Raw genomic sequence first — 24106 nt, 5'->3', positions numbered from 1 at the left:
CTCTTGCCAGTGTAGGTCTAGACCAGTTGGTATGGCGCCGTTCAGCGGATCGGCAGGGCACGCGGGCCAAGCACACCGGCACCTTCGGCGCTCACCCTGGCGCGCAGCTCCCGGTCCGCGGTCACCACGAGCACGTGGTCGCCCGCGCGGTCCGCGCGGGCCTTCGCCACCACCCGGACGATCTCGGAGTCGCCGTCGCGTTCGGCGGCCACCACCTGCACGCCCGGCACCGCCGCCACGCCGCGCGCCTGTCCCTCCACCACCAGGACGATCCGGGGCCACCAGGACCACTGCGGTCCGGCCAGCACCCCGACCGCGTCGTCGCGCACCCCGGCCTCGCCCAATGCGGCCAGCCGGTCGCGCAGCTTCACCGCCGCGCCGGCCCGGTCGCGCCACCAGCCGTCCGGACGCGAGCCGACCACGTTCGCCGCGTCCACCACCAGCACCAGCTCGCGGTCCAGCTGCCCGGACAGCTCCGGCCAGGCCAGCGCGAAATCCGGATGCAGCCGCAGCTCCGCCACCTCGGCCGGCGGCACCCAGCGCAGCTCGGCGCTCTCCATGCTCACCGCCCGCTCGGTCACCGCGTGGCGAGTGGTGGCGAGAACGGTGGTATAGCGCCAGGTTCCATGGTCCACAATAGACTCAGACGTGGCGCGGGCGGCGGCCGAAGGTACCGCGGCTTCTTCCCCCGCCTCCCTGATCGCGGCCTGCCACGGGGTCTCCCCCGCCTGCACCGCACCGCCGGGCAGCGCCCAGGTCCGGCCGTAATGGGTCCACCAGGCCCGCTTCTGCAGCAGCACCCCGCGCGCCGGATCGGTCAGCAGCAGACCGGCCGCGCCGTGCAGTCCCCAGTGCCGTTTCCCGCAGGCGCACCGCACGAACCCGTTGCCGTCGTCGCGAACCATCGCGTTACCCCGTCACACCCACCGGGTCGCCTGCCGAGTTGGCGGACTCCATGGCCAGTGCGGCCGCGCCGACGATCGCGGTGTCGTCGCCGAGCTGCGCGGTGCGGATCCTGGCCAGCGGGCGGTGCCCGGCACCGGTGACCGAACCGCGGTAGTGCTCCCTGGCCTCGTCCAGGAACAGCGGCGCCGACTCGGACACCCCGCCGGCGATCACCATGATCTCCGGGTCGAACACGTCGGCCACCAGCGCCAGCCCCTCGCCGAGCCATTTGGCCAGCTCGCCCAGCGCCCGCTGGGCGATCGGGTCGCCGTCGCGGGCCGCGTTCGCCACCCGGCGCCCGGTCACCGAACCGGGGTCACCGGAGGTCTCCCGCGCCAGCACGGTCGACCGGCCAGGGTGCCGCGCCAGCAGCTCGACCGCGGTCGAGGCCAGCGCGGTACCGCTGCAGTAGCGCTCCCAGCAGCCGTACTTGCCGCACGGGCACGGCCTGCCGCCGGGCACCACGGTCAGATGCCCCAGTTCCGGGGCGACACCGTGCGCGCCGCGGTAGATCCGGCCGTCCAGCAGCAGGCCCGCACCGATCCCGGTGCCCAGCGCCACCAGCACGGCCACCTGCGCGCCACGGGCGGCGCCGAACCGGTGCTCGCCGACGGTGGCCGCGTTCGCGTCGTGCTCCAGGGTCACCGGCAGGCCGACCCGCTTGCCGATCCGGTCCGCGACCGGTGCCGCGCGCCAGGCCAGGTGCGGCGCGAACATCACCGAACGGCGGTCCTTCGCAACGAACCCGGCCACCGCCAGCCCTACCGCGGACACCTCCTCGTGCCGGTTGCGCAGGTCCTCGATGACCCCCGCGATGGCGTCCTCGAGCGCGCTCTCGCTGCTCGGCGTGCCCACCCGGACGATGTCCAGCAGCGAACCCCGCTCGTCCACGACGCCGGCCCGCACACTGGTCCCGCCGACGTCCATGCCGATCGCCCGCACCTACCGCTCCCAGTCCTCGCTGCGGCGGACGGGGATGTGCTGCACCCGTGCCCCCTCGGTCCCCGGCTCGGGCCCGGCCGGCTTGGGCACGGGCTGGAAACCGGGCATGTGCACGCCCTCTTCCGGCTCCCAGCGGTCGGCCAGCACCGCGCGCAGCAGGGCGACCAGCTGCGCGGCCTGTTCCAGCACCCTGGCCGCGAACTCCGGCCGCTCGCCGCGCACCACGGCCACGATCGCGCACAGCGGGCACCAGCCGCAGGCGGCCGAATCCGGCTCCGGCTCAGCATCGGTGCCGTTCTGGTCGCCGCTCTGGTCGCCGTTCTGGTCGCCGCTGCGGTGCCGGGCACCGTGCCCGGCGGCGATCACCCCGTCCAGCCACGGCGCGGCCCGCTCCACCACCATCTCGACCAGCAGCCGGATCTCCTCGGCCAGGCTCGCCGCACCGGCCGGCGGGGTCTGCTGCTCGGTCATCGGCTCCTCCCGGCGGCGCTCAGCGAGACCAGCAGGCCGCGGGCGTCGGACTCCGCGCCGGTGATCTGACAGGGCCGCAGCAGTTCGGGCAGTGCGATCAGCCGCCGGAAACCGTCCACGGTCACCGCGAGATCATCGTCCACTCTGGCCAGATCCAGTGCCGCGTCCCGGCCGAGCGGCATCGCCACCCGCAGCTGGTAGCCGTCCTCGGTCTCCGCCACCTGCAACAGCGGGGCGACGCCCTTTTCGTTGCCGCGCAACGGATCCGTGCCCCGGTACAGCTCGGCCGAGATCTCCAGCAGCGCGGGAAGGCCGACCGGCTCCACCGCCCGGTGCTCGACCGTGGCGACCGCGCCCTCGGCGAGCCCGGAGGCGGCCAGCTCGGCCAGCACCTCGTTCTGCTGGTTGCGCCGGGTGCGCATCCAGCCCGCTGCCGAACCGCGCCACAGCCCCGGCGCCGGCATCAGCCGGTTCGCGATCAGGCCGTCCACCCTGATCCCGCGCAGCGCCAGCGAACTCAGCGTGCGGCGGGCTTCGGCCACCACCACCCGCTCCGGGGTGAGCACCAGCCGGACCGTGGTCACCGCGGGATCGGTGAGCAGCGCGCGCAGCGACTCGACGTGCGCGGCCAGCTTGCGCACCGAGTCCACGGTGTCCTGCCGCCGTCGGCCGCCGAGCTTGCCGGGAAGGCCGAACAGCCTGCCGAGATAGCCGGACACCGCTTCCGGCAGCGACAGCAGGCGCAGCGTCTCCGCGGTCGGCCCGCAGTCCACCACCACGTGCTGCCACGGCCCGGTCTCGGCCAGCCGCCGCACCTCGGTCAGCGCGAGCAGCTCGTCCACCCCGGGCAACACGGTTAGCTCTTCGGCGTCCAGCGAGTCGATCCCGGCGCCGGACAACGCCGCGCGCAGCTGCCCGCGCAGGTCCTGCCACACCTCGTCGACCAGGCTGCGCGAGTCGATCTGCGCGGCGTGCAGGCAGCCGTCCACTTCGGAGGGTTCCGCGGTCAGCGGGCGGGCGAACGCGTCAGCCAGCGAATGTGCCGGGTCGGTGGAGACCACCAGCGTCTTCCTGCCGTGCGCGGCGAGGCCGGCGGCGGTCGCCGCGGCCAGCGTCGTCTTGCCGACGCCCCCCTTGCCGGTGAACAGCAGGATCCGCACGGCGTCAGCCCTGGCCTTCCACCCGGCGCTTGAGCTCCTTCAGCGCAGTGTCCATGACCATCTTCTCCGCCTTGCGCCGGAGCATGCCGATCATCGGCAGCACCAGCTCCACGGACAGGGTGTAGGTGACCAGCGTGCCGCCGCCGTGGGGCTCCAGCTGGTAGCGACCGTCCTGCGCCTTCTGCATCTGGCCCTTGACCAGGTGCCAGCCGACCGAGAGCCCGTCCGGCGCCCAGTCGTACTCCAGGGTGTAGACGTCCTTGATCGGACCCGCGTCCAGGGTCAGCTTGACCTGCTTGGCCCGGCCAGCCTCGTCCTCGGCGAGCACCTCGGTCTCGCGGACCTGCTTCGCCCATTCCGGGTAGGCCGGGAAGTCGGCGATGACCGCCATGACCCGCTCCGGCGACGCGTCGACCTCGATGGACTGCGTGGACTGCTCGGCCATGACGAAAGGCTACCGTCCCGTAGTGGTCACCAGCGCAGCACGTACGGCTGCCCGGTCTCCTTGAAATGGCCGACGTTGCGGCACTCGGTCCGGCCAAGCCGCGCACGCGGGGACAGCGGCTGGTGCACGTGCCCGAACACCGACCAGCGCGGCCGCTGCTCGGTGATCAGCGCGCGCAGCGAAGCCGAGCCAAGCTCGGACCGCCGCGCCACCACGTCGTAGGTCAGCTCGGGCAGGGCCGGCGGGATGTGGCTGCACAGCACGTCGATGTCCTTGAGCAGGCCGACCGAGGCGTCGAAGTCGTCCCTGGTGCGCAGGTAGGGATGCCAGACCCCGCCACGGCGCGGCTGCACCCCGTCCGGCAGCAGCGCGCCGCCGACGAAGCCGAACCGCAGGCCACCGATTTCGGCAGCCTCACCGTCCAGCATCCGGATCCCGTCACCGGCGAACTCCGGCCACAGCGCGGGGGTGTCCACATTGCCGGGGGTGGCGTAGGTGGGCGCGGTCATCGCGCCGAACAGGGTGGCGTACTGCTCCCGGATGGCCTCGTCCACGGCGCTTTCCGGGTCCTCGAGGCTGGCCCACAGCGACCGCGAGTAGGTGATGGTCTCGTCGCGGGTGCCCTCGCGGCGGAGCCTGGCGAACTCACCGACCTTCTCCGGCCCGAACAGCGCGCCGAGGATGCCCCGGTGGTGCTCGCGGTAGTCGACGAAGTCGAGCAGATCCCCCAGCACGATCAGCGCGTCGGCGCCGTCACCCGCACGAGCGAGCGCCTCGGCGTTTCCGTGGACGTCAGAGACGACATGAACCCGCACGTCAACCAGCCTACTGATCCGCCGTCCCGCGTGGCGGCACCCCCGGCTCGCGGCCGTCCTCGAGGATCTCCTTCAGGTCGAGTGCGATGCCCTTGGCCGCCCTGGCCCGCCGGTCGAACTCGCGACGAAGATCACGTGGCCGCAGTTCCAGCGCCAGCCCGGACGGGGCCGCTGGGCTGGCGCGGAGGAAGTAGTGCAGCACCGTGCCGTCCAGCACCGGCTCCAGCCAGATCTCCATGGTGCCGACCAGCGCCCCGCGCACGGTCCAGCGCAGGCCCTCGTCGCCGCGGTCGGTGTACACCTCGAGCACGAGATCCGGCCAGTAGCGGGTCCACGCCGCCGGGTCTGCGAAAGCCGCCGCGACGGTGCTCGCCGGTACCGCCAGGAAGGTCTCGTCGACGATGTCGAGCACGGGTGGCGCCTGGTTCGAAACGGACACGTTATGCAGAATGACATGCCCGTGCTCTCGCCGGGTGACCAGCATGGTCTTAGGGTGAGCGGCAGCTAGGTAACCGGCGAGTAACTGCGTCGCCTTTGTTGAACATGGAGGTTCACGTGCGGGAATACAGCGCTCCGGCGGGACGGCCGGTGTCCGACGACGAGAACCTCGCGGACGTCGTCTGGGCGAACGCAGAGCGCTTCGGCGACGTCGTCAGCTTCCGCCGGCAGGTGGACGGCTCCTGGCTGGACGTCACCGCGCGCGAGTTCGCCGACCAGGTGCTCGGCGTGACCAAGGGCCTGCTCGCGGCCGGGATCGGCCAGGGCGACCGGGTCGGCCTGATGTCCAAGACCCGCTACGAGTGGACGCTGATCGACTTCGCGATCTGGGCGGCCGGCGCGGTCACCGTGCCGATCTACGACACCTCCTCGGCGGAGCAGGTGCACTGGATCCTCTCCGACTCCGCGGCCAAGGCCGTCTTCGTGGAGACCGACGGCCACCTGGCCACCCTGGAAGAGGTGCGCGGCAGGCTGACCGGGCTGGCGCACACCTTCCAGATCGAGGGGGCCGGCGAGTCGGCGGCGGTGAAGTCGCTCACCGCGTCCGGTACCGCGATCACCGACGACGAGGTGCACGAGCGCCGCCGCTCGGTGCGGGCGGACCAGCTGGCCACCGTGGTCTACACCTCCGGCACCACCGGGCGGCCCAAGGGCGTCGAGCTGAGCCACCGGAACCTGCTGGCCGAGATCCGCGCCGACATCGAGGCGTTCCCGCAGCTGATGGAGCAGGGCAACTCGCTGCTGGTGTTCCTGCCGCTGGCGCACATCCTGGCCCGCGCGATCGCGGTCACCGCGCTCACCGCCAGGGTCACCCTCGGGCACACCCCGGACGTGAAGAACCTGGTCGCCGACCTCGGCACCTTCCGGCCGACCTTCGTGGTGGCCGTGCCGCGCGTGTTCGAGAAGGTCTACAACGGCGCGAAGCAGAAGGCGCACAGCGAGGGCAAGGGCAAGATCTTCGACGCCGCCGAGGCCACGGCCGTGGAATACAGCCAGGCCACCGACGGCTCGGCCGGTGGCGCCGGGCTCGGGCTCAAGATCAAGCACGCGCTGTTCGACAAGCTGGTCTACAGCAAGCTGCGCGCCGCGCTCGGCGGCCGCTGCGTGGCGGCGGTTTCCGGCGGGGCGCCGCTCGGCGCCAGGCTGGCGCACTTCTTCCGCGGCATCGGCGTGCCGGTGTTCGAGGGCTACGGGCTGACCGAGACCTCGGCCGCGGCGAACGTGAACACCGAACGCGCCTTCCGGGTCGGCACCGTGGGCAAGCCGGTCGCGGGCACGTCGGTGCGGATCGCGGACGACGGCGAGGTGCTGCTCAAGGGCCCGGTGGTGTTCGGCGGCTACTTCAACAACGAGCAGGCCACCGCGGAGGCGCTGGAGGACGGCTGGTTCCACACCGGCGACCTCGGCGAGATCGACGGCGACGGGTTCCTCAAGATCACCGGCAGGAAGAAGGAGATCATCGTGACCGCGGGCGGCAAGAACGTCGCCCCGGCCGGTCTGGAGGACAGCCTCAAGGCGCATCCGGTGATCAGCCAGGCCATGGTGGTCGGCGACCAGCGGCCGTTCATCGGCGCGCTGATCACCATCGACGACGAGTTCTTCCCGTCCTGGAAGAGCCAGCACGGCAAGCCGGAGAGCGCGACCGTGGCCGACCTCGCCGACGACGAGCAGCTGCGCGCGGAGATCCAGGCCGCGGTGGACGAGGCGAACAAGCAGGTGTCGCACGCCGAGTCGATCAAGAAGTTCACCATTCTCGCCAGGGACTTCACCGAGGCGGGCGGCGAGGTCACGCCGAGCATGAAGCTCAAGCGCAACGTGGTGAACAAGAACTACGCCACCGACATCGAGGCCCTCTACGGCAAGTAGCCCCTCGTCCGTGAAGGGCACCTTGCCTACGTTGAAGGTAGGCAAGGTGCCCTTCACGACGTTGGGGGACGTGCGCGTTTGAGCAGTGGGTGTGACGGCGTGTGCAGTGGGGGTGGAGGGAAGGCCGGCGGCGGGGCGACGCTGGCCGTATGAGCAAGCTGACGGCGGAGCAGATCGCGCAGCACGCGTACCAAGCCGGGTTCCGGGGCCAGGGGCTGAGCACGGCGGTGGCGGTGGCGCTGGCCGAGTCGGGCGGGAACAGCCGCGCGCACAACGGGACTCCCCCGGACAACTCATACGGCCTGTGGCAGATCAACATGCTGGGCGGGATGGGGCCCGAGCGGCGGCGGCAGTTCCACCTGGAGTCCAACAAGGAGCTGTTCTCCCCCGCGGAAAACGCCAAAGTGGCCTACGCCCTTTCCAGCCACGGCAAGTACTGGCGGCCGTGGTCGACCTACACCAACGGCGCCTACCGCAAGTACCTCGGGGCAGCCCGCAAAGCGGCGCACGCGGTGACCGAAAAGGGCGGCAAGCACCCCAAGGGCGACGGCGGTCCGGCGCCAGGCCGGTTCCAGGTGGACACCGACGCGCTCGGCGCCTACACCAAACGGGCGGACGCCATCGCCGGTGAGCTGAAGGAAATCGGCGGCCGGACGGTGCGGGCCGTGCACAACATCGCCGAAGACAGCTTCGGCAAGATCGGCAGGGAAACCGGGTTCGCCGCCGCACTCGGCGGCTTCAGCCAGGCACTGCGGCGGCAGGTCGCGGCGACCGGGTCGAACGCGCACAAGCTGGGCGTCAGCACGTCGAAGGTCTCGAAGGTGTACCGCGAGCACGAAGACGACATCGCCAAAGACCTCAAGAACCTGTTCTGAACGGAGCACGAGAAACCGTGGACACCAGGCAGATCGCGCAGCAGTTCGGCACCGATCTCGTCGCGCACCGGGACAAGCTGGCCGGCCGGGCCGGCGACGCGCAGGTGGCGCAGGCCGCACTCGCAGCGGCGGCCGAGGCGATCCTCGAACAGCGCGATGCACAGCGAAAGAGCGCGACGACGATGCTCGGCCACTGGGACAGCGCCGGCACCGCGGGGTTCGAGAAGTCCTCCGCGCGGTTCGCGAAGGACCTCAAGACCACCGCCGCGGCGGGTGCCGAGGGCGCGAAGATCATCGGCACCGTCACCGACGCGTTGACCGGCGGGCACACCTCGGCCCAGCGGCTCGTCGACGAGTACGTGCAGAAGGCGTCGAAGCTGCTCGACGCCGGACTCGCCGGCTCCGGCGCGGGCGGGCACGCCGGGCTGATCAGGGCGGTGGGCGAGGTGAGCGACCTGGCGAACCGGTACGCCAAGGAGTCGGCCGGCAACCTGCGCGCCGCCCGCGCCGAACTGCAGGCCGCCGCGAAACGCCTGCGCGCGCTGGAAAAAGTGGTCCAGCACGACGGGGTGGCGGACCCCGCGCGTAAGCCGACCAAACCCTCGGGCGCCAAGAAGGAACCGACGCACACCAAGCCCGGCGGCAAGGGCAAGAACATCGTCTCCGCCGCCCGCGGCCAGCTCGGCTACCACGAGATCGGCAACAACAAGAACAAGTACGGCCCGACCGCGGCCTGGTGCTCCTCCTTCGCGACCTGGGCGTGGCGCAAGGCGGGGGTGAAGATCCCGATCACCCCGTTCACCGGCAACGTCTACAAGTGGGGCCAGCAGCACGGCACGGCATACGGCAAGAGCGAGTTGAAGGAGGCGAGGCCGGGTGACGTGCTGCTGTTCGGCACCGGCCCCGGCAGCCCGGCCACCAGCACGCACATCGGCATCGTGGAGAAGGTCGACGGCGGCAAGGTCACCCTGATCGAGGGCAACTCCAGCGACCAGGTGCGCCGGGTGACCCATCCGCTGAGCAGCTCGGTGTTCTACGGAGGGGTGCATCCGAAATGACGATCTCGGGTTCCGCGCGTGACCACGGCGTCGCGCTGGAGGTTGGCCCCGCCGGGGCGCTGCGGGCTCTTCAGCTTTCGCCGGAGGCCCTGCAGCTCGGCCGGTACGGCCTCGCCACGCTCATCCTGGACCTGGTGCGCAAAGCGAGCGCGGAGGCCAACCAGCGCGCCCGGCACGCGTTGCGGCACGAAGTACGCGGGCTCGGTGAAGCGGACTTCGCCGCACTCGGCATGGCCCAGGACCCGTCGCTGACCGAAGTCGTCGAAGCGACCACGCCCGATACCTGGAGGGTCTGATGGACGTCGATCCCGAACGCACCGTGGACGAGCTGATCGAAGCCGCCGAGGCGGCGGGCGAGCGGCCAGGGCTGAGCACCCGGCTGGACGCCGTCCGCGCCGGCACCGAGCGCAACGGGGTGGCGGTGCGGGTGGACCTGGCCGGCAAGCTGGTCGGCCTGGAGCTGGACGACCGGGCGCTGGCACTGCACCCGGACGCGCTGGCCGCGGAGATCTTCGAGCTGTCCGCGCAGGCCGGCACGGCCGCGCTGCGGCAGGGACTGCACGCGCTCTCGGACGAGTGCGGGCCGGTGCTCGCCGCGATGGTCGGCGAACAGCTCGGCCTCGGACCGGAAACGGCCGCCGAGTCCACAGAGGATGCTGTGGGCGCTGTGGGCGCTGTGGATGCCGTGGAGACGGACGAGGTCCGGTCCTGGGCGCTGCCGCACTGAGATGGGGGCATGCGAGGCCTTTTGCGCATGCACCCATCGATCGGGTGCGGGTGTCCCGCAAGATTCTGAGCGGGCCGGGAAATCAGAACCGATCGGACGAGCCGGACCGCAGGCCCCGGCGGGTGACCATTTCGAACCGCCGCTCCAGCACACGCAGCGTCAGTGCCAGCAGCACGAACAACCCGATCAGCAGCAGGGTGTACGCCATATCGCTCATAGCGGAAGCATGAGGCCGCACTGCCGGTGAGCACAGCGGTGACTCACGGACCTTTGACGGCCGCCCCGCCCGGCTTTGACGTGACATTGACGTGGCCTTGACGCCGGCATCGGCGCTATCCTGACCTTGGGCAGCTGGGAAGCCTGGCCGGAAGAACCGTATCTCCCCATACGGACCTTCGACGAAAGGTTTCCCCGATGAGCCTCTCCACGCGGCTGGCCGCTCGCCAGCTCAAACTTCCCCCGGCGCGCACCCACCGGGTCGCCGTGGAACGCAACATCACCATCCCGATGCCGGACGGGACGACCCTGCGCGCGGACCGCTACTACCCGCGCAACGGCGAGCGGGTGCCGCTGGCGGTCACCACCAGCTCCCGCAACTACCGGCGGCTGGCGCACGATCTGGTCTGCCGGCTGATCGCCGAGCGCGGCTACCAGGTGCTGGTGCGGTACCGGCACACCCCGCAGGCGGAAGCCCCGGCGGAAACCGCGGCACAGGACCGCACCGCCGGGTTCCTCGAAGTGCAGGCCGTGGTCTCCTGGGCGCACCGCCAGCCCTGGTTCCCCGGGGTCGCCACCTCGGTCAACTCCAGCACGCTGCTGGCCCGCCTCTGAGCTTCTGAGCTTCTGACACTCAAAGTGCGAGCATTTCGGCGATCTTCCAGGAGCCGCCGACGCGTTTCGCGGTGATGTCGAGCTGCGCACCGGCGGAGCTCTGCTGGTTCTCGCCGGTGCGCAGGGTCTGCTGGTCCAGGAAGACCAGCAGCCTGGCCCGGTCGCCGACCAGCTCGCGCACCCCGATACCGCGGATCGTGGTGGAGCGAACCAGCTTCTGCTCCTCGGCCTGTTGCTTCGCCGCCCCGAAACCCTCGCGGTACTGGGCGACCGCCTTGTCCACCAGCACCCCTTCGGCGGCCCGTTCGGTGCGCGCCAGGTTGCCGTAGTCGTAGGAGAAGATCGCCCGCACCCCGGCCCCGACCTGGTCGGTCAGCTCGGCCGTGGCCGCCTGGTCGGCGAGCGCGACGTTCGGCGAGCGCAGCGCGTTCGCCCGCACCGCCGACCACACCGCGAAGCCGGTGGCCAGCACGATCACCGCGGTCAGCAACGCGATCAGGGTGGCCCGCCTGCCCCCCGCCGGGCTTTCGGTGTTCTCGGTGTTCTCGGTGGTGCCCATCAGGTGGCCGCCTGCACGCCACTGACCTTCCAGCCTTCGCCGGTGCGTTCCAGGTCCACGTTCAGCTTGTTGCGGCTGGGCACCGCCGGGGCGTCGTTGGTGCTGATCCTCAGGTCCAGCACCGCGAGCATGCGGGCGGTACCGGCGGTACCGTCCAGCTCGGTCACCGCCGCCTGCTTCATAGTCGCGGTCGCCACCGTCCTGGCCGCCACCGCGCGGTCCGCCTCCAGCTTCCGTTCCCCGTTCAGGCTCTTGCCCAGCTGCCCGGTGCTCGCCCGCACCCAGCGGTCCACGTCGCCGACGGCGTCGCGGTAGTCCACGGTGTTCAGCGCGAGCAGCGCCGCGGTGCCCTCGGTCAGCACGGCGTCCCGGTCCGCGGCCCGGTTCAGCCCGTCGTCGTTCGCGGCCCGCCACCAGCTCCAGCCGAACCAGCCCGAGACCAGCACAGCCAGCACCGCGAGCACCAGCACCGAGTCCCGCAACGGATCCTTGCGTCTCACCGCGCTCACCGCGTTCAGCCGGGCAGTCCGAGCAGCCCGCCGAGCCCGTCCGGGCCCGCACCCGCGGTGGACAGCCCGAGCACTCCCGGCAGCTGCTGCTGCGGGGCGCCGGGGGCGACCTGCTTTTCCGGCTTGGCCGGCTGCTCGACCGGCTTGCCCGCGTAGGGCGCGTTCTGCGCGCCCCGGACCGCGGTCCGGCTACCCGGCGGCTCGGCGCAGTACGCCTGCGTGTTCGGCGGGGTGTCCGAGGTGTCGCTGGCGGGACGCTGCTGGGTGCCTTCGTAGCCCTTCGTGCAGGAATTCGGGTCGAAGAAGTTCAGCACCAGCCCGAGATGGCCTTCGCCGTTCGAGGTCACCGAGCGCGTGAACGACGAGATCACCGGATAGGCCACCAGCAGCTCCTCGATCGCGTCGGTCCGCGCGGTGGTGACCTGCGCGGTGGTGAGCAGGTTCGCCAGCACCACGCCGAGACTAGTCCCCGAGGTGGCCAGCACGTCGCTGACCTGACGGCTCACCTTCGGCGCCTCGTCGATCACCCGGCGCAGGTCCGGGTCCGAGCTCTTCAGCCGGTCGGCGATGGTCCGCATCCCGTCCGCCAGCGACACGATGTTCTTCGCCTGGCGCTGCTGGGTGTCCAGCACGGTCCGGCCGTCCGAGAGCAGCTCCTTGGTCTGCGGCAGGTTCTCGGTGGCGGTCGCGGTGAACGAGCTCGCGGTGTCCAGCAGCTGCTGCAGGTCGGGGCCCGCGCCGGCGAAGGCGTCATAGGTCTCGTCCACCACCGTACCCAGCGCGCGCGGGTCCACACTGGACACCAGTTTGTCCAGATTGGACAGCACGGTGTCCGGGGACAGCGGGATGGACGTCCGGTCCGCTGGAATCACCGAGCCGTTCTCCAGATACGGCCCGTTCTCGTTGTCCGGCCGCAGGTCCACGTACTGCTCGCCGACCGCCGACCGGTTCGCCACCGCGGCCTTGCTGGCGGCCGGGATGTCCGGCCCGCCGGACTCCAGGTCCAGCTCCACCTCCACCCCGCGCTCGGTCAGGTTCATCTTGGCGACCTTGCCCACCGCGACCCCGCGATAGGTGACCTCCGCGTTCACGAAGATCCCGCCGGAGTCCGCCAGCTGCGCGGTGACCACGTAGCCGCGGGCGCCGAACAACCGGTCGAGACCGGCGTAGTTGCCGCCCGCGTACGCCACCGACACCGCCGCGATGAGCACGAAGACGAACAGCTGGATCCGGTGCTTCCTGGTGAACATCAGCCACCTCCGAGCAGACTGCCGAGCAACCCGAGCACGCCGCCCTGCTGCCCGCTCTGCTGCGGCGCGGGCGACGCCGGCGGTGGCAGCGACGGCAGCGGCAGCGGTGGTGGCGGGTTGCCGTTGTTGAACGGGATCGCGCCGGGAGTCCCGGTGCCCTGCGAACCTGGCAGGCCGACCGGCGGCTGCGCGCCGTTGGTGATGTTCTGCAGGATCGAGTCGAAGTTCAGGTCCAGCCGCGCCCGCACGTTCGCGAAGTCGCCGCGGACCACGTCGCCCGCCGCGTCCGGCAGCGGATAGGTTGGCAGGATCTTCAGCGCGGTGGGCAGGTTCTGGCCGGCCTCGGCGAGCTTGTGCAGAGTCGGCGAGAGTGCTTTGAGGTCGGCGACCAGGTCGGCCTTGCTCCGGTTCACCACGTCCACCGCCACCCCGGACAGGGTGTCCAGCGACTGCAGCATGCCGACCAGCTGATCGCGCTGGTCGGTGACCACCTTCAGCCCCGGCGCCAGGTTGTCCAGCGCGTTGGTCAGGTTGCCGGTCTGCCCGACCAACGTGCTGGAGAGCCGGTTCAGCCCGTCGATGGCCTTGATGATCTCGCCCTTCTGACCGTCCAATGTGGTCGCCATTTCGTCCACATGAGACAGCAGCGCCTTGATCTCCGCCTCGTTGCCGCTCAGCGCGTTGTTCAGCTCGTGCACGATGTTCTGCAGCTGCTCCACCCCGCCGCCGTTGAGCAGCAGCGAAAGCGCGCCGAGCACCTCCTCCACCTCGGGGTTGCGGTTGGTCCGCGCCAGCGGGATCACCGCGCCCTCACCGAGCCTGCCGGTCGCGTCCCGCGCCGGTGCCCGCAGCTCGACGAACTTCTCGCCGAGCAGGCTGGACTGGCGCAGCTCCGCGTCCGCGTTGGCGGGCAGCGGCACGTCCCCGTTCACGGCGAGGGTGACGATCGCGGACCTGGTGTCCTCGGCCAGCGCGATCAGCTCCACCCGGCCCACCGGCACGTCGTTCACCTTGACGCTGGCCTGCGGCACCAGGTCCAGCACGTCGGCGAACTGCGCGGTGATCCGGTACGGGTGCGGGCCGAGGTCCGCGCCGCCGGGCAGCGGGGTGTTGTACAGCCCGGAGAATCCACCGGCCCCACAGCCGGCGAGCAGCAGCAGACTCGCCAGCACGGCGATGATCCGCTTCATCCGGCACCTCCCGGCACGCTCAGCGGACTGCCCGGCACCGCGACCAGCGGCAGGGGCAGCGGCGGCAGCTCGCCGTTGGCGATGGACGAGAGCACCTGCGGCAGGGACGGCAGTTTCGCCACCCCGTCCACCACCGGCGCGATCGCCTCGCACAGCGCACCGACCGGATTGGGCAGCTGGACCTGGCCGAGCTGCACCGTGGTGGCCGACTTGATCAGCCGGCACAGGGTGGTGACCAGCGGGTTGGTCAGCTCGTTCGCGTTGTACCTGATCGCGATGCTGCCCGAGGCCGCGTCGTAGGAGTTGATGAAGTTGGTCATCCCGGTCGGGCCGACGTCGAGCACCTCGGCCAGCGCGCCGCGCTGGTCCACCAGCACCTTGGTGATCCCGGCCAGCTTGTCCACATTGGACGTGAGCAGGTCCTTGTTGTCCGCGATGAAGCCCTGGATGTCGGTCAGCGAGGTGCCCAACCCGGAAAGCGCGGCGCCAACCTCTTCCGACTCGCCGGCCAGGAACCCGCTGACGTCCGCGAGCCGGCGGTAGAACTCGTTCAGCTGCGCGTCGCTGTCCGACAGCGCCTTGGTGAACGACTGCAGGTTGCGCACCGTGCCGAACAGGTCGTCCTTCGACCCGTCCAGGGTGCGGGACAGCTCGGCCAGCTGGTGCACCGTGTCGTTGAGGTTCCCGCCGTTGCCGTCCAGGTTCTTCGCGGCGGTGTCCAGCACCCGTGACAACGCGCCGTCCTTGTTCGCCCCCTCCGGGCCGAGACTGGTGGACAGCTCGTTCAAGCTGCCGTAGAGATCGTCCAGCTCGGCCGGGGTCGCGGTGCGCTCCTTGCCGATCACCGTGCCGCCGCGCAGCACCGGCCCGTCCTCGTAGGCCGGGGTCAGCTGCACGTACCGGTCGCTGACCAGGCTGGGCGCCACCACCACGGCACCGGCTTCGGCCGGGATCTGCACGCCGGCGTCCACCCGCATGCCCACCCGCACCGAGTCGCCCTGCGGGGTGACGTCGGTGATCTCGCCGACCTTGATGCCCAGCACCCGGACCGACGAGCCGGCGTAGAGGCCGACGGTCTTGTCGAAGTAGGCGGCGAGCCTGGTGCCGCCGGGGTCGCGGAACACCCACCACAACGCGCCGGTCAGCACCAGCACCACCACACAGGCGATGGCGAACCACGAGTACAGGCTGCGCCCGCTCTTGGTCTCAGGGAGGTTCATCGGCCACCCACCCCCTGGTCCGGCGCGGAGATCGGCGGCGAGCAGCCCTCCGGGTTGACCGTCGCCCCGGCCACGCTGATCACCGGCGGCAGCAGTCCGCAGATGTAGCCCTCGAACCAGCGTCCGTTGCCGGTCGCGTTCGCGCCGACCCTGGTGAACGGCGCGAGCAGGGCCAGGCTGCGCGCCAGGTTGTCCTGGTTCCGCTGCAGCACGTCGGTGACCACGCCCAGCTTCTCCAGCGCCGGGCGCAGCTGCTCCCGGTTGTCCGCGACCAGCCCGGACAGCTGGGCGGCCAACCGCTGCGCCCCGGTGAGCAGCGCGCTGATCGCGTCCTTGCGCCGCTGCAGCTCGTCGAGCAGCAGGTTGCCGTCGCCGATCACTTTCTGCAGCTGGGCGTTGCGGTCGCTGAGCGTCTTGGACACCTGGTTCGTGTTGCCGAGCAGCTGCGCCAGCGCGTCGTCACGGGAGGACACCGTCTTGGACAGCGCGGAAAGCCCGTTGAGCGCCTCCTTCATCGGCTGCGGAGTGTCCTTCAGGGTGTCCGAAAGGACGTTGAAGCTCTGCGCGAGCTGCTCGGTGTCGATGTCGCCGACCGTGCTGGACAGCTGTTTGAACGCATCCTGCAGCTCGAACGGGGTGCGTGTGCGCTGCACCGGGATCGGCACGTCCGGATCCTGCGAACCGGTGCCCTTCGGTTGCAGCGCCAGGTACTTCTCCCCGAGCAGGGTCTTGATCTCGATGGAAGCGGTGGAGCCGTCCCCGACCCTGGCGTGCCCGGTTTCCTCCACCTTGAACTTGACCAGCACCTTCTTGCCGGCCAGCGAAACATCGGTCACCGTGCCGACCTTCACCCCGGCCACCTGCACCTCGTTGTCCGGCGCCAGCCCGGCGGACTCGGCGAACTCCGCGGAGTAGGTGGTGCCGGTGCCGAGCAGCGGCAGGTCCTCCACGTTGTACACGGCCAGCACGATCAGCACGGTGAGCACCAGGGTGACCGCGCCGACGGCGGCCTGGTTGCGATCCTTCAGTGGCTTCATGACACCTTGCACCTCTCCGCCTGGTCGGTCCCCGGAATCGGCAGGAACGGCAGGGTGAGGTTCAGCGAGGAGATGCCGATGGTGCCGGAAAGCCCGCAGAGGTAGTAGTTGTACCAACCGCCGTAGCTCAGCGTCCTGGTGAACTTCTCCAGGTTCCCCGGCATCTTCTGGAGCAGCTCGTCGAGCAGCTCGCGGGAGTCGGCCAGGTTGCCGGAAAGCTTGCCGAGCCCGTCGATGTCGTCCTTCAGCGGCGGCCGCGCGTCGGTGAGCAGGCCGGCGGTCGCCTCGGTGAGGCTGCCCAGCGCGGAGACCGCGTCGCCGATCGGGCCGCGCTGCTCGGCGAGGCCGGTGACCAGCTGCTGGGTCTGGTCGATCAGGTTCGACAGCTGCGGGCCGCGCGCGTTGACCGTGCCAAGCACGTTGTTCAGGTTGTCGATGACCTGGCCGATCACCTTGTCCTTGTCCGCGATCGCCGACGTCACCGACGCGGTGTGCGTGAGCAGGCTGCGCACGGTGCCGCCCTCGCCCTGGAACACCTGGATGATCTCGTAGGACAGCTTGTTCACCTCTTCCGGGTTCAGCGCCTGGAACAGCGGCTTGAACCCGTTGAACAGCACGGTGAGGTTGAGCGCCGGCTGGGTGCGCTCGGCCGGGATGGTGCCGCCGGGGGTGAGCACCCCGTCCCCGGTGACGTTGGTGCCCAGCGAAAGGTAGCGCTGGCCGACCAGGTTGCGGTACTTGATCGTCGCGGTCACCGACTCCGGCAGCTTGCGCACCGCCTCCACGTTGAAGCGCACCTCGGCCTGGTCGTCCTCGCCGACCGTGATGGAACCGACCTGGCCCACCTTGACCCCGACGATCCGGACGTCGTCGCCCTCCTGCAGCCCGGAGGCGTCGGTGAACCGCGCGGTGTAGTCCGACGTGCTGCCGAAGTTGGTGTTCGCGATGGTGGCGCCCAGTATCGCGGTGAGCAGCACGGTGACCACCGCGAAGACGCTGATCTTGATCAGCGGCGGCAAAGTCTTGCGGAGAGGTGTACTCATTGCACCTCCACCGCCGCACCGCGGTACAGCGGCCCGACCAGCAGGCTGCTCCAGTTCGGCACGTCGCGCGGTGCCACGCCCAGCGCGGGCGCGCGCAGCGCGGAGATCAGGTCCAGCTCGGCCGGCGAGTTCGGCAGCGTCGGCCCGCCCGCCGCGCCGCCCCCGCCGGTGATCCCGCCGAGATCATAGTCCGCCGCGGGCAGCTTGCCGTCCCCCTTTGGCGGCGGCGTTTTCGACGAGCCGTCCTTGATCGGACCGTCCGGCGGGTACTGCGGCCACCGGCCCGGCGGCTCCACCTGCGGGTAGCAGCGCGGGCCGCGTTTGTCGTCGTAGCGCGGCTCGTCCTTGCCCGGCTCGTACTTGGTCCGGCTGGCCAGGAACCGGATGGTCACGTGGTTCATCTCGTCGGTGCCCTTGCCGAACGCGGCCTCCGCGCGCGGCACCGAACCCGCCAGCTGCTCGAGCAGGCACGGGTACTCGGGCGCGTACTTGGCCAGCACGTCCAGGGTCGGCTGCACGGTGCTGGTCAGCGCGATGAAGTTGTTCCTGTTCACCTGCAGGAAGTTGTGCAGGTCGGTGGACGCGTTGGTCACCGACGCGAACATGTCCGAGAGGCCCTGCTGCTTCTCCACCAACGTCTTGCTGGTGGTGGTCAGATCGGACAGCGCCTGCAGGAAGTCCGGCGCCGCCTCGCTGTAGGTGTCCGAAACCTTGGCCAGTCCCTTGAGGTCCGCGGTGAGATCGGGCAACGACGGGTTGAGCTCACCGAGGTAGTCGCCGAGCTGGGTCAGCGTCCGGCCGAGCTGGGTGCCGCGGCCCTCCAGCGCGGTGGACACCGCGGTCAGCGTGCTGGCCAGCTTCTGCGGCTGCACCGCCTGCAGCAGCGGCATCACGTCGCCGAGCACCTTCTCCAGCTCGATCGCCGTGCTGGTGCGGTCCTGGCCGATCACGTCCCCGGCCGCGAGCCGCGCCGTGGCCGGCGACTCGGGTGGCTGCAGGGCCACATACCGTTCGCCGAAAAGGGTTTTCGGCAGCAGCCTGGCGGAGACGTTCGCCGGGATCACCGAGGTCTTGTCCGGATCCAGCGCGAGCTCCAGCGCGGCCCGGTCACCGAGCGAGGAGATCTCGCGCACCTCGCCGACCACCATGCCGCGGATCTTCACGTCGGCGCCCTTGCGCAGCTGGTTGCCCACGTGATCGGTCTCCAGCCTGACCTGGGTGACCGGGGTGAACTCCTTGTTGTAGAAGCCGATCGTGGTGACGAAGAACAGCACCACCACGACCAGGAAAACCAGCCCCAGCAGCTGGTGCCGGAGCCGCCTGAGCAGGATCCCGCGGTTCATCCGGAAATCCTCACCGTCGTGCTCGAACCCCAGATGGCCAGGCTGAGGAAGAAGTCCAGCACCGAGATGAGCACGATCGAGGTGCGCACCGCCCTGCCGACGGCCACCCCGACCCCGGCCGGCCCGCCACTGGCCGTATAGCCGTAGTAGCAGTGCGAAAGGATCACCAGCACGCTGAAGATGATCACCTTCAGGAAGGACCAGAGCACGTCCTCCGGTGGCAGGAAAAGGTTGAAGTAGTGGTCGTAGGTGCCAGCGGACTGGCCGTACAGCCACACCGTGATCTGCCGTGAAGCGAGGTACGACGACAGCAGCCCGACCGCGTACAGCGGAATCACCGCCGCGACCCCGGCCAGCACCCTGGTGGTGACCAGATACGGCATGCTGGGCACGCCCATCACCTCCAGCGCGTCGATCTCCTCGGAGATCCGCATCGCGCCGAGCTGGGCGGTGAACCCGCAGCCCACCGTCGCGGACAGCGCCAGTCCGGCGGACAGCGGCGCCACCTCGCGGGTGTTGAAGTAGGCCGAGATGAACCCGGTCAGCGCCGCGGTGCCGAGCTGGTTCAGCGCGGCGTAGCCCTGCAGGCCGACGATCAGCCCGGTGAACAGGGTCATCCCGATCATCACGCCGAGCGTGCCGCCGATCACGGCCAGCCCGCCGGTGCCGAAGCAGACCTCGGTCAGCAGCCGCAGGGTTTCCCGGCCGTACCGGCTGATCGTGCGCGGCGCCCATGCCAGCGCGCGGAAGTAGAAGGAGAGCTGGCTGCCGAGCCCCTCCAGGCTGGCGCCGGGCCGCGCGATGATCTCCAGCGTGCGGTCCGGCCCGCGCGCCGCCTCCGGGTCCTTGGTGGTGGTCACGTCACAACGCCTTCGGTGGGACGATCTGCAGGTAGATCGCGGTGAGCACCACGTTGATCAGGAACAGCAGCAGGAAGGTGATCACCACCGCCTGGTTCACCGCGTCACCGACGCCCTTCGGCCCGCCGGACGGGTTCAGCCCGCGGAAGGCCGCGACCACCCCGGCCACGAACCCGTACAGCAGCGCCTTGATCTCGCTGATCCACAGGTCCGGCAGCTGCGCCAGCGCGTTGAAGCTGGCCAGGTACGCGCCGGGGGTGCCGCCCTGCATGACCACGTTGAAGAAGTAGCCGCCGAGCACCCCGACCACGCTGACCAGGCCGTTGAGCAGCACCGAGACCACGATCGCGGCCAGCACCCTCGGCACGATCAGGCGCTGGATCGGGTTGACCCCGAGCACCTGCATCGCGTCGATCTCTTCGCGGATCTTGCGCGCCCCGATGTCCGCGCAGACCGCGCTGCCGCCGGCACCGGCCACCAGCAGCGCGGTGATCAGCGGGCTGGCCTGCTGCACGATGGCCAGCGCGCTGGCCGCGCCGGTGAACGACTGGGCACCGATCTGCTGGGTGAGCGAACCCAGTTGCAGTGCGATCACCGCGCCGAACGGGACGGCCACCAGCGCGGTGGGCAGGATGGTCACGCTGGCGAAGAACCAGCACTGCTCGATCCACTCGCGGAACTGGAAGGGCCGCCGCGGGATGGCGCGCAGCACCTCCCAGGCCAACGTCGCCAGCCTGCCGACCTGGGTGAGCGCGGCGGTGCCCGGAATCGCGGCCGAACCTTCCCGAACGCCCACGACACTCCCTCCGCAGTCCTCAACTGCCTCGTCGCAGTCGAGTCTTTCGCACCGCGCGTGCCCGGCTCGCGTTAGCGGTGTTCACTCCGAGGCCGGGGCCTCGCTAGAGCTTGAGCGCGTGCGTCGCGGTCGCCCCGCCGTCCGCGACGAACTCGCCGCCGGTGCAGTACGAGCTCTCGTCACTGGCCAGGAAAGCCACCAGCGCCGCGATCTCGTCCGCCCGCCCGACCCGGCCCAGCGCGACCTTCTTGCCGATCCTGGCCAGATCCAGCTCCGCACCGCCGACCGCGTCCGAGATCATCTTGGTGTCGATCATGCCGGGGTGCACCGAGTTGACCCGGATTCCCCTGGCCCCGAGCTCGAGCGCGGCCACCTTGGTCATCCCCCTGATCGCGAACTTGCTCGCGGTGTAGGCGACCAGGAACGGCATACCGGCCAGACCCTCCACAGAGGACACATTGACGATCGAGCCGCCACCGGTCAGTGACATCGGTTCAACGACCGAGCGCATGCCGAGAAACGCCCCGATCTGGTTCACTTTGATCACGCGCTCGTAATCTGCCAGCGCGGTGTGCGCCAGCTCGGAGAAGTGCAGGATGCCGGCGTTGTTGACCAGCACGTCGAGGCGACCGAACTCGCTCACCGCACGGGCCGTCGCGGCCGCCCAGTCGTCCTCGCCGGTCACGTCGAGGTGCTGGTAGACGGTCGCCTCGCCGAGCTCGTCGGCGAGCCCTTTGCCTTCGTCGTCCGCGATGTCGGCGATCACCACCCGCGCACCCTCGGTCACGAAGTGCCGCACCGCGGCCGCGCCCTGCCCGCGCGCGGCCCCGGTGACCAGTGCGACCTTGCCGTCCAGCCTGCCCATTTACATCAACTCTTCGGTCAGCGGCATGAGAACGGTTTTCAGCTCGGTGTAAGCCTCGTAGGCCGACTGGCCGCCTTCGCGGCCGAGGCCGGACTGCTTGAAACCGCCGAAGGGCAGGTGCGGCTCGATCTGGAAGCCGTTGACGCCGATGGTGCCGGTGCGGAGCTTGCGCGAGACCCGGAAGACCCGCTGCACGTCCGCGCTGAACACGCTGGCACCGAGCCCGTACTCGGTGTCGTTGGCCAGCCGCACGGCCTCCTCCTCGTCCGAGAACGGCACCACCGCGAGCACCGGGCCGAAGATCTCCTCCTGCGCGATGGTGGCCGAGTTCTCCACGTCGGCGAAGATCGTCGGCGCGACGAAGTTGCCGTCCGCCAGGTCGCCGCCGAGCCGCTCACCGCCGCAGACCAGCCTGGCGCCTTCGGCCTTGCCGCGTTCGATGTAGCCCAGCACGCGCTCCAGCTGCCGCCCGTTGATCAGCGGGCTGGACAGCACCCCGGGGTCGAACGGGTCGCCGTAGGTGATCGCGGCCGCCATGCCCTGCGCCGCCGCGATGAACTCGTCGTACACGTCGCGGTGCACCAGCGCCCTGGTGTTGGCCACGCAGGCCTGACCGGACAGGCCCATGGTGACCGCGCCGATGGTGGTCGCCGCGGCGAGGCCGACGTTGGGCGCGTCCGCGAACACCAGCGCGGGGCTCTTCCCGCCCAGTTCCAGTGACACCCGCTTGAGCGTGTCGGCGGAGGCGGTGACGATTCGCTTGCCGACCTCGCGGCTGCCGGTGAAGCTCACCTTGTGCACATCCGGATGCGTGATCAGCCGTTCCCCGGTCGGATCTCCGGGGCCGGTCACCACGTTCACGGTGCCGGCCGGCAGCCCGGCCTCGGCCAGCAGCTCCACCATGCGCAGCACGGAGAAGGTGGCGAACTCCGACGGCTTGAGCACCAGGGTGCAGCCCGCCGCCAGCGCGGGCGCGACCTTCTGCGCGAACAGCAGGAAGGGCGCGTTCCACGGCAGGATCGCGGCCACCACGCCGATCGGCTCGCGGAAGGTCATCGCCAGGTGGTCGCCGCCCTGGTACGGCGGCAGGGTCTGGCCGCCCACCTTGTCCACCCAGCCGGCGTGGTGGTCGAACGCGTCGGCCGCCGCGCCGACCGAAGTGGCGTAGATGCCGCCGAAGGACAGCGGTACCGAGTTGTCCAGCGCCTGCAGCGCGCGCAGTTCGTCGGCGTGCTCGCGCAGCAGGTTCGCGTACCGGTGCAGCAGCTGGATGCGCACCCCGGCTCTGGCGTTCGACCAGGTGCCGGCGTCGAAGGCGCGGCGGGCGGCGGCGACCGCGTCGTCCACGTCCGCCACGTCGGCCACCGCGAAGTCGCCGATCTCCTCGCCGGTGGCCGGATGGTGATGGGTCCAGCTCGCCCCGGCCCGCGCCGGGCCCCACTCGCCGTCGATGTAGAGCCGGCCGGTCTTGAGGCCCAGCGATTCTCGATGCGGTTGCACGGTAAGCGTCACAGGCTGACTCTCCTGGGTGTCTAAGGCAGCGAAAGAATGTCGTTGGCGGCGAACATGCGCTCGGGGTCGCGGTCGGCGAAGTGCGCGCCGACGCTGTCCGCGAGCTCGCCGGGGCTCCAGTACTCGCCGGCGGTGTCGAAGCGCCGCTCCACCGACGGCGGCCGCAGCAGCGCGACCATTCCGCCGTGCACCACGAACACCTGCCCGTTGATCCGCTCCGCGGCGGGTGAGGCGAGGTAGCACACGAATGGCGCGACGTGGTCCACCGACAGCGGGTCGGGTCCTTCGCCCGGCGCGTCGGCGCCGAAGACCCCTTCGGTCATGCCGGTGCGGGCGCGCGGGCAGATCGCGTTGGCGCGCACCCCGTAGCGAGCGGTGCCACGGGCGGTGGCCACGGTCAGCGCGGCGATCCCGGCCTTGGCCGCGGCGTAGTTCGGCTGGCCGGCCGAGCCGACAAGGAAGGCCTCCGACGCGGTGTTCACCACCCGGCCGTACACCGGCGAACCATCCTCTTTGGACTTCTGCCGCCAGTAGGCGGTGGCGTTGCGGGACAACAGGAAGTGCCCGCGCAGGTGCACCCGGAGCACGGTGTCCCACTCCTCGTCGGACATCGAGAACAGCATCCGGTCGCGCAGCAGGCCCGCGTTGTTCACCAGGATGTGCAGCCCGCCGAAGTGCTCGGTGGCCGAGGCCAGCAGGGCGTCCGCGGTGGCCCGCTCGGACACGTCACCGGCGAGGGCCAGCGCCTTCCCGCCGGCCGCCTCGATCTCTTCGACCACCGCCGAAGCCGCCGTTTCGGCGACGTCGTTGACCACCACCGACGCACCAGCCGCGGCCAGTGCGAGTGCTTCCGCCCTGCCGAGCCCGGCACCCGCGCCGGTGACGATCGCGGCCCTGCCGTGCAGACTGGTCTCCCCGCTCAACGGCTGCCTCCTCGCTGGGGCGGGCGAGCCGTCGCTGGCTCGCCACTCTGGGCACAGACTAGAATCTGTTCTCGCTCTCGGCAAGGCCCGATTTTGCCAGGCTACCTTCGCATGAGCAGGGCGTTCTTCGGACAGGACGCGACCGCTTGCGAAACACGTTCTAGCTCAGATTCCGGCGGGTTGGGCTGGATCACCCGAAGCTCCTCGTCGTCGTCCAGCTCGAACACCTCCGGCGCGAAGGCGACACAGATCTCGTTCGCCTCGCACAACGTCCGGTCGACGCTGACCTCCATGCTTCCTCCCGCTGCCGCTCGGTGGTACAACTAGAACAGGTTCTAGACTAGCTACCGGTCCGGCTGGATACCA

Annotated in this window: 28 protein-coding genes; 6 read left to right on the top strand and 22 right to left on the bottom strand. The window is 70.4% G+C overall.

Going from position 1 to position 24106, the window contains the following annotated elements:
* Window positions 1–41: 41 nt before the first annotated feature.
* Genes AMYNI_RS0129630 through AMYNI_RS0129600 form a run of 7 tightly spaced genes read right to left on the bottom strand, consistent with a single transcriptional unit; the run spans window position 42 to window position 5217 of the window.
* Window positions 42–905, bottom strand: a complete 864-nt coding sequence (locus tag AMYNI_RS0129630; RefSeq protein WP_020671718.1) for an NUDIX hydrolase — start codon at window positions 903–905, stop codon at window positions 42–44.
* Window positions 906–909: 4 nt separating this feature from the next.
* Window positions 910–1872: an ROK family protein gene (locus AMYNI_RS0129625; RefSeq protein ID WP_026361105.1), complete on the bottom strand. Its 963-nt coding sequence runs from the start codon at window positions 1870–1872 to the stop codon at window positions 910–912.
* A gap of 15 nt (window positions 1873–1887) precedes the next feature.
* Window positions 1888–2358 (bottom strand): hypothetical protein, encoded by a 471-nt coding sequence (locus tag AMYNI_RS0129620; protein WP_020671716.1) that lies wholly within the window; start codon window positions 2356–2358, stop codon window positions 1888–1890.
* On the bottom strand, window positions 2355–3518 hold the full coding sequence (locus AMYNI_RS0129615; RefSeq protein WP_020671715.1) for an ArsA family ATPase: 1164 nt from the start codon (window positions 3516–3518) through the stop codon (window positions 2355–2357). Before AMYNI_RS0129615 ends, AMYNI_RS0129620 begins: the two co-directional genes overlap by 4 nt.
* Window positions 3519–3522: 4 nt before the next feature.
* Window positions 3523–3963 (bottom strand): SRPBCC family protein, encoded by a 441-nt coding sequence (locus tag AMYNI_RS0129610; protein ID WP_020671714.1) that lies wholly within the window; start codon window positions 3961–3963, stop codon window positions 3523–3525.
* 26 nt (window positions 3964–3989) lie between these two features.
* Complete coding sequence (locus AMYNI_RS0129605) at window positions 3990–4778, bottom strand: metallophosphoesterase family protein (RefSeq protein WP_020671713.1); 789 nt, start codon at window positions 4776–4778, stop codon at window positions 3990–3992.
* Window positions 4779–4788: 10 nt separating this feature from the next.
* Entirely contained in the window at window positions 4789–5217 is a 429-nt protein-coding gene (locus tag AMYNI_RS0129600; RefSeq protein ID WP_040407443.1) for a hypothetical protein, read from the bottom strand.
* Between the two features lie 116 nt (window positions 5218–5333).
* Between AMYNI_RS0129600 and AMYNI_RS0129595 the strand changes: the two genes are divergently transcribed.
* From AMYNI_RS0129595 to AMYNI_RS45610, 5 genes are all read left to right on the top strand, one after another.
* A complete protein-coding gene (locus tag AMYNI_RS0129595; RefSeq protein WP_020671711.1) occupies window positions 5334–7142 on the top strand; it encodes an AMP-dependent synthetase/ligase in 1809 nt (602 codons plus the stop codon).
* 149 nt (window positions 7143–7291) lie between these two features.
* The gene (locus tag AMYNI_RS0129590) at window positions 7292–8017 is read left to right on the top strand and encodes a transglycosylase SLT domain-containing protein (RefSeq protein WP_020671710.1); all 726 of its coding nucleotides are present in this window, start codon (window positions 7292–7294) and stop codon (window positions 8015–8017) included.
* 17 nt (window positions 8018–8034) lie between these two features.
* Window positions 8035–9075, top strand: a complete 1041-nt coding sequence (locus tag AMYNI_RS0129585) for a C40 family peptidase (RefSeq protein ID WP_020671709.1) — start codon at window positions 8035–8037, stop codon at window positions 9073–9075.
* Window positions 9072–9371, top strand: a complete 300-nt coding sequence (locus tag AMYNI_RS0129580) for a hypothetical protein (protein WP_020671708.1) — start codon at window positions 9072–9074, stop codon at window positions 9369–9371. The genes AMYNI_RS0129585 and AMYNI_RS0129580 overlap by 4 nt, the downstream gene beginning before the upstream one ends.
* A complete protein-coding gene (locus AMYNI_RS45610; RefSeq protein ID WP_020671707.1) occupies window positions 9371–9802 on the top strand; it encodes a hypothetical protein in 432 nt (143 codons plus the stop codon). The genes AMYNI_RS0129580 and AMYNI_RS45610 overlap by 1 nt, the downstream gene beginning before the upstream one ends.
* A gap of 82 nt (window positions 9803–9884) precedes the next feature.
* On the opposite strand, the gene AMYNI_RS50575 is transcribed toward AMYNI_RS45610, so the two are convergent.
* Window positions 9885–10019, bottom strand: a complete 135-nt coding sequence (locus AMYNI_RS50575) for a hypothetical protein (protein ID WP_281170313.1) — start codon at window positions 10017–10019, stop codon at window positions 9885–9887.
* 197 nt (window positions 10020–10216) lie between these two features.
* Here AMYNI_RS50575 and AMYNI_RS0129565 point away from each other — a divergent pair, with 197 nt between their 5' ends.
* Window positions 10217–10633 carry a hypothetical protein gene (locus tag AMYNI_RS0129565; protein ID WP_020671705.1) on the top strand — a complete coding sequence of 139 codons (417 nt, stop codon included), beginning with the start codon at window positions 10217–10219 and terminating at the stop codon, window positions 10631–10633.
* Window positions 10634–10652: 19 nt separating this feature from the next.
* On the opposite strand, the gene AMYNI_RS0129560 is transcribed toward AMYNI_RS0129565, so the two are convergent.
* The 14 genes from AMYNI_RS0129560 to AMYNI_RS0129495 form a co-directional block, all read right to left on the bottom strand.
* Window positions 10653–11192: a hypothetical protein gene (locus AMYNI_RS0129560; protein ID WP_020671704.1), complete on the bottom strand. Its 540-nt coding sequence runs from the start codon at window positions 11190–11192 to the stop codon at window positions 10653–10655.
* Window positions 11192–11692 (bottom strand): hypothetical protein, encoded by a 501-nt coding sequence (locus tag AMYNI_RS0129555; RefSeq protein ID WP_245574023.1) that lies wholly within the window; start codon window positions 11690–11692, stop codon window positions 11192–11194. The genes AMYNI_RS0129560 and AMYNI_RS0129555 overlap by 1 nt, the downstream gene beginning before the upstream one ends.
* Before the next feature lie 14 nt (window positions 11693–11706).
* The gene (locus AMYNI_RS0129550; protein ID WP_020671702.1) at window positions 11707–12951 is read right to left on the bottom strand and encodes an MCE family protein; all 1245 of its coding nucleotides are present in this window, start codon (window positions 12949–12951) and stop codon (window positions 11707–11709) included.
* Window positions 12951–14141: an MCE family protein gene (locus AMYNI_RS0129545; protein ID WP_020671701.1), complete on the bottom strand. Its 1191-nt coding sequence runs from the start codon at window positions 14139–14141 to the stop codon at window positions 12951–12953. The genes AMYNI_RS0129550 and AMYNI_RS0129545 overlap by 1 nt, the downstream gene beginning before the upstream one ends.
* Window positions 14138–15361 (bottom strand): MCE family protein, encoded by a 1224-nt coding sequence (locus AMYNI_RS0129540; protein WP_020671700.1) that lies wholly within the window; start codon window positions 15359–15361, stop codon window positions 14138–14140. Before AMYNI_RS0129540 ends, AMYNI_RS0129545 begins: the two co-directional genes overlap by 4 nt.
* Window positions 15358–16398 carry an MCE family protein gene (locus AMYNI_RS0129535; protein ID WP_020671699.1) on the bottom strand — a complete coding sequence of 347 codons (1041 nt, stop codon included), beginning with the start codon at window positions 16396–16398 and terminating at the stop codon, window positions 15358–15360. The genes AMYNI_RS0129540 and AMYNI_RS0129535 overlap by 4 nt, the downstream gene beginning before the upstream one ends.
* Complete coding sequence (locus tag AMYNI_RS0129530) at window positions 16395–17441, bottom strand: MCE family protein (RefSeq protein ID WP_040406060.1); 1047 nt, start codon at window positions 17439–17441, stop codon at window positions 16395–16397. The genes AMYNI_RS0129535 and AMYNI_RS0129530 overlap by 4 nt, the downstream gene beginning before the upstream one ends.
* The gene (locus AMYNI_RS0129525; protein WP_020671697.1) at window positions 17438–18784 is read right to left on the bottom strand and encodes an MCE family protein; all 1347 of its coding nucleotides are present in this window, start codon (window positions 18782–18784) and stop codon (window positions 17438–17440) included. Before AMYNI_RS0129525 ends, AMYNI_RS0129530 begins: the two co-directional genes overlap by 4 nt.
* A complete protein-coding gene (locus AMYNI_RS0129520) occupies window positions 18781–19644 on the bottom strand; it encodes an MlaE family ABC transporter permease (RefSeq protein WP_020671696.1) in 864 nt (287 codons plus the stop codon). Before AMYNI_RS0129520 ends, AMYNI_RS0129525 begins: the two co-directional genes overlap by 4 nt.
* Before the next feature lies 1 nt (window position 19645).
* Window positions 19646–20440 (bottom strand): MlaE family ABC transporter permease, encoded by a 795-nt coding sequence (locus AMYNI_RS0129515; protein WP_020671695.1) that lies wholly within the window; start codon window positions 20438–20440, stop codon window positions 19646–19648.
* Window positions 20441–20543: 103 nt separating this feature from the next.
* Window positions 20544–21305, bottom strand: coding sequence for a glucose 1-dehydrogenase (locus AMYNI_RS0129510; protein WP_020671694.1), 762 nt, complete (start codon window positions 21303–21305; stop codon window positions 20544–20546).
* Window positions 21306–22817: an aldehyde dehydrogenase family protein gene (locus AMYNI_RS0129505; protein WP_020671693.1), complete on the bottom strand. Its 1512-nt coding sequence runs from the start codon at window positions 22815–22817 to the stop codon at window positions 21306–21308.
* Window positions 22818–22837: 20 nt separating this feature from the next.
* Window positions 22838–23740: a 3-oxoacyl-ACP reductase gene (locus AMYNI_RS0129500; protein ID WP_020671692.1), complete on the bottom strand. Its 903-nt coding sequence runs from the start codon at window positions 23738–23740 to the stop codon at window positions 22838–22840.
* A gap of 101 nt (window positions 23741–23841) precedes the next feature.
* Window positions 23842–24033, bottom strand: coding sequence for a ferredoxin (locus AMYNI_RS0129495; protein ID WP_020671691.1), 192 nt, complete (start codon window positions 24031–24033; stop codon window positions 23842–23844).
* Between the last annotated feature and the right edge of the window lie 73 nt (window positions 24034–24106).

The organism is Amycolatopsis nigrescens CSC17Ta-90 (assembly GCF_000384315.1).
Classification (GTDB): domain Bacteria; phylum Actinomycetota; class Actinomycetes; order Mycobacteriales; family Pseudonocardiaceae; genus Amycolatopsis; species Amycolatopsis nigrescens.
Note: the sequence above shows the minus strand (reverse complement) of the source record. Positions and strands in the feature narration are given on the sequence as shown.

What these genes read in the sequence shown, in the direction of transcription:
- AMYNI_RS0129550 (WP_020671702.1), bottom strand. Translation starts at nt 12,951, where the DNA reads ATGTTCACCAGGAAGCACCGGATCCAGCTGTTCGTCTTCGTGCTCATC.
- AMYNI_RS0129590 (WP_020671710.1), top strand. Translation starts at nt 7,292, where the DNA reads ATGAGCAAGCTGACGGCGGAGCAGATCGCGCAGCACGCGTACCAAGCC.
- AMYNI_RS0129495 (WP_020671691.1), bottom strand. Translation starts at nt 24,033, where the DNA reads ATGGAGGTCAGCGTCGACCGGACGTTGTGCGAGGCGAACGAGATCTGT.
- AMYNI_RS0129525 (WP_020671697.1), bottom strand. Translation starts at nt 18,784, where the DNA reads ATGAACCGCGGGATCCTGCTCAGGCGGCTCCGGCACCAGCTGCTGGGG.
- AMYNI_RS0129580 (WP_020671708.1), top strand. Translation starts at nt 9,072, where the DNA reads ATGACGATCTCGGGTTCCGCGCGTGACCACGGCGTCGCGCTGGAGGTT.
- AMYNI_RS45610 (WP_020671707.1), top strand. Translation starts at nt 9,371, where the DNA reads ATGGACGTCGATCCCGAACGCACCGTGGACGAGCTGATCGAAGCCGCC.
- AMYNI_RS0129630 (WP_020671718.1), bottom strand. Translation starts at nt 905, where the DNA reads ATGGTTCGCGACGACGGCAACGGGTTCGTGCGGTGCGCCTGCGGGAAA.
- AMYNI_RS50575 (WP_281170313.1), bottom strand. Translation starts at nt 10,019, where the DNA reads ATGAGCGATATGGCGTACACCCTGCTGCTGATCGGGTTGTTCGTGCTG.
- AMYNI_RS0129610 (WP_020671714.1), bottom strand. Translation starts at nt 3,963, where the DNA reads ATGGCCGAGCAGTCCACGCAGTCCATCGAGGTCGACGCGTCGCCGGAG.
- AMYNI_RS0129625 (WP_026361105.1), bottom strand. Translation starts at nt 1,872, where the DNA reads ATGGACGTCGGCGGGACCAGTGTGCGGGCCGGCGTCGTGGACGAGCGG.
- AMYNI_RS0129540 (WP_020671700.1), bottom strand. Translation starts at nt 15,361, where the DNA reads ATGAACCTCCCTGAGACCAAGAGCGGGCGCAGCCTGTACTCGTGGTTC.
- AMYNI_RS0129565 (WP_020671705.1), top strand. Translation starts at nt 10,217, where the DNA reads ATGAGCCTCTCCACGCGGCTGGCCGCTCGCCAGCTCAAACTTCCCCCG.
- AMYNI_RS0129510 (WP_020671694.1), bottom strand. Translation starts at nt 21,305, where the DNA reads ATGGGCAGGCTGGACGGCAAGGTCGCACTGGTCACCGGGGCCGCGCGC.
- AMYNI_RS0129535 (WP_020671699.1), bottom strand. Translation starts at nt 16,398, where the DNA reads ATGAAGCCACTGAAGGATCGCAACCAGGCCGCCGTCGGCGCGGTCACC.
- AMYNI_RS0129530 (WP_040406060.1), bottom strand. Translation starts at nt 17,441, where the DNA reads ATGAGTACACCTCTCCGCAAGACTTTGCCGCCGCTGATCAAGATCAGC.
- AMYNI_RS0129560 (WP_020671704.1), bottom strand. Translation starts at nt 11,192, where the DNA reads ATGGGCACCACCGAGAACACCGAGAACACCGAAAGCCCGGCGGGGGGC.
- AMYNI_RS0129620 (WP_020671716.1), bottom strand. Translation starts at nt 2,358, where the DNA reads ATGACCGAGCAGCAGACCCCGCCGGCCGGTGCGGCGAGCCTGGCCGAG.
- AMYNI_RS0129545 (WP_020671701.1), bottom strand. Translation starts at nt 14,141, where the DNA reads ATGAAGCGGATCATCGCCGTGCTGGCGAGTCTGCTGCTGCTCGCCGGC.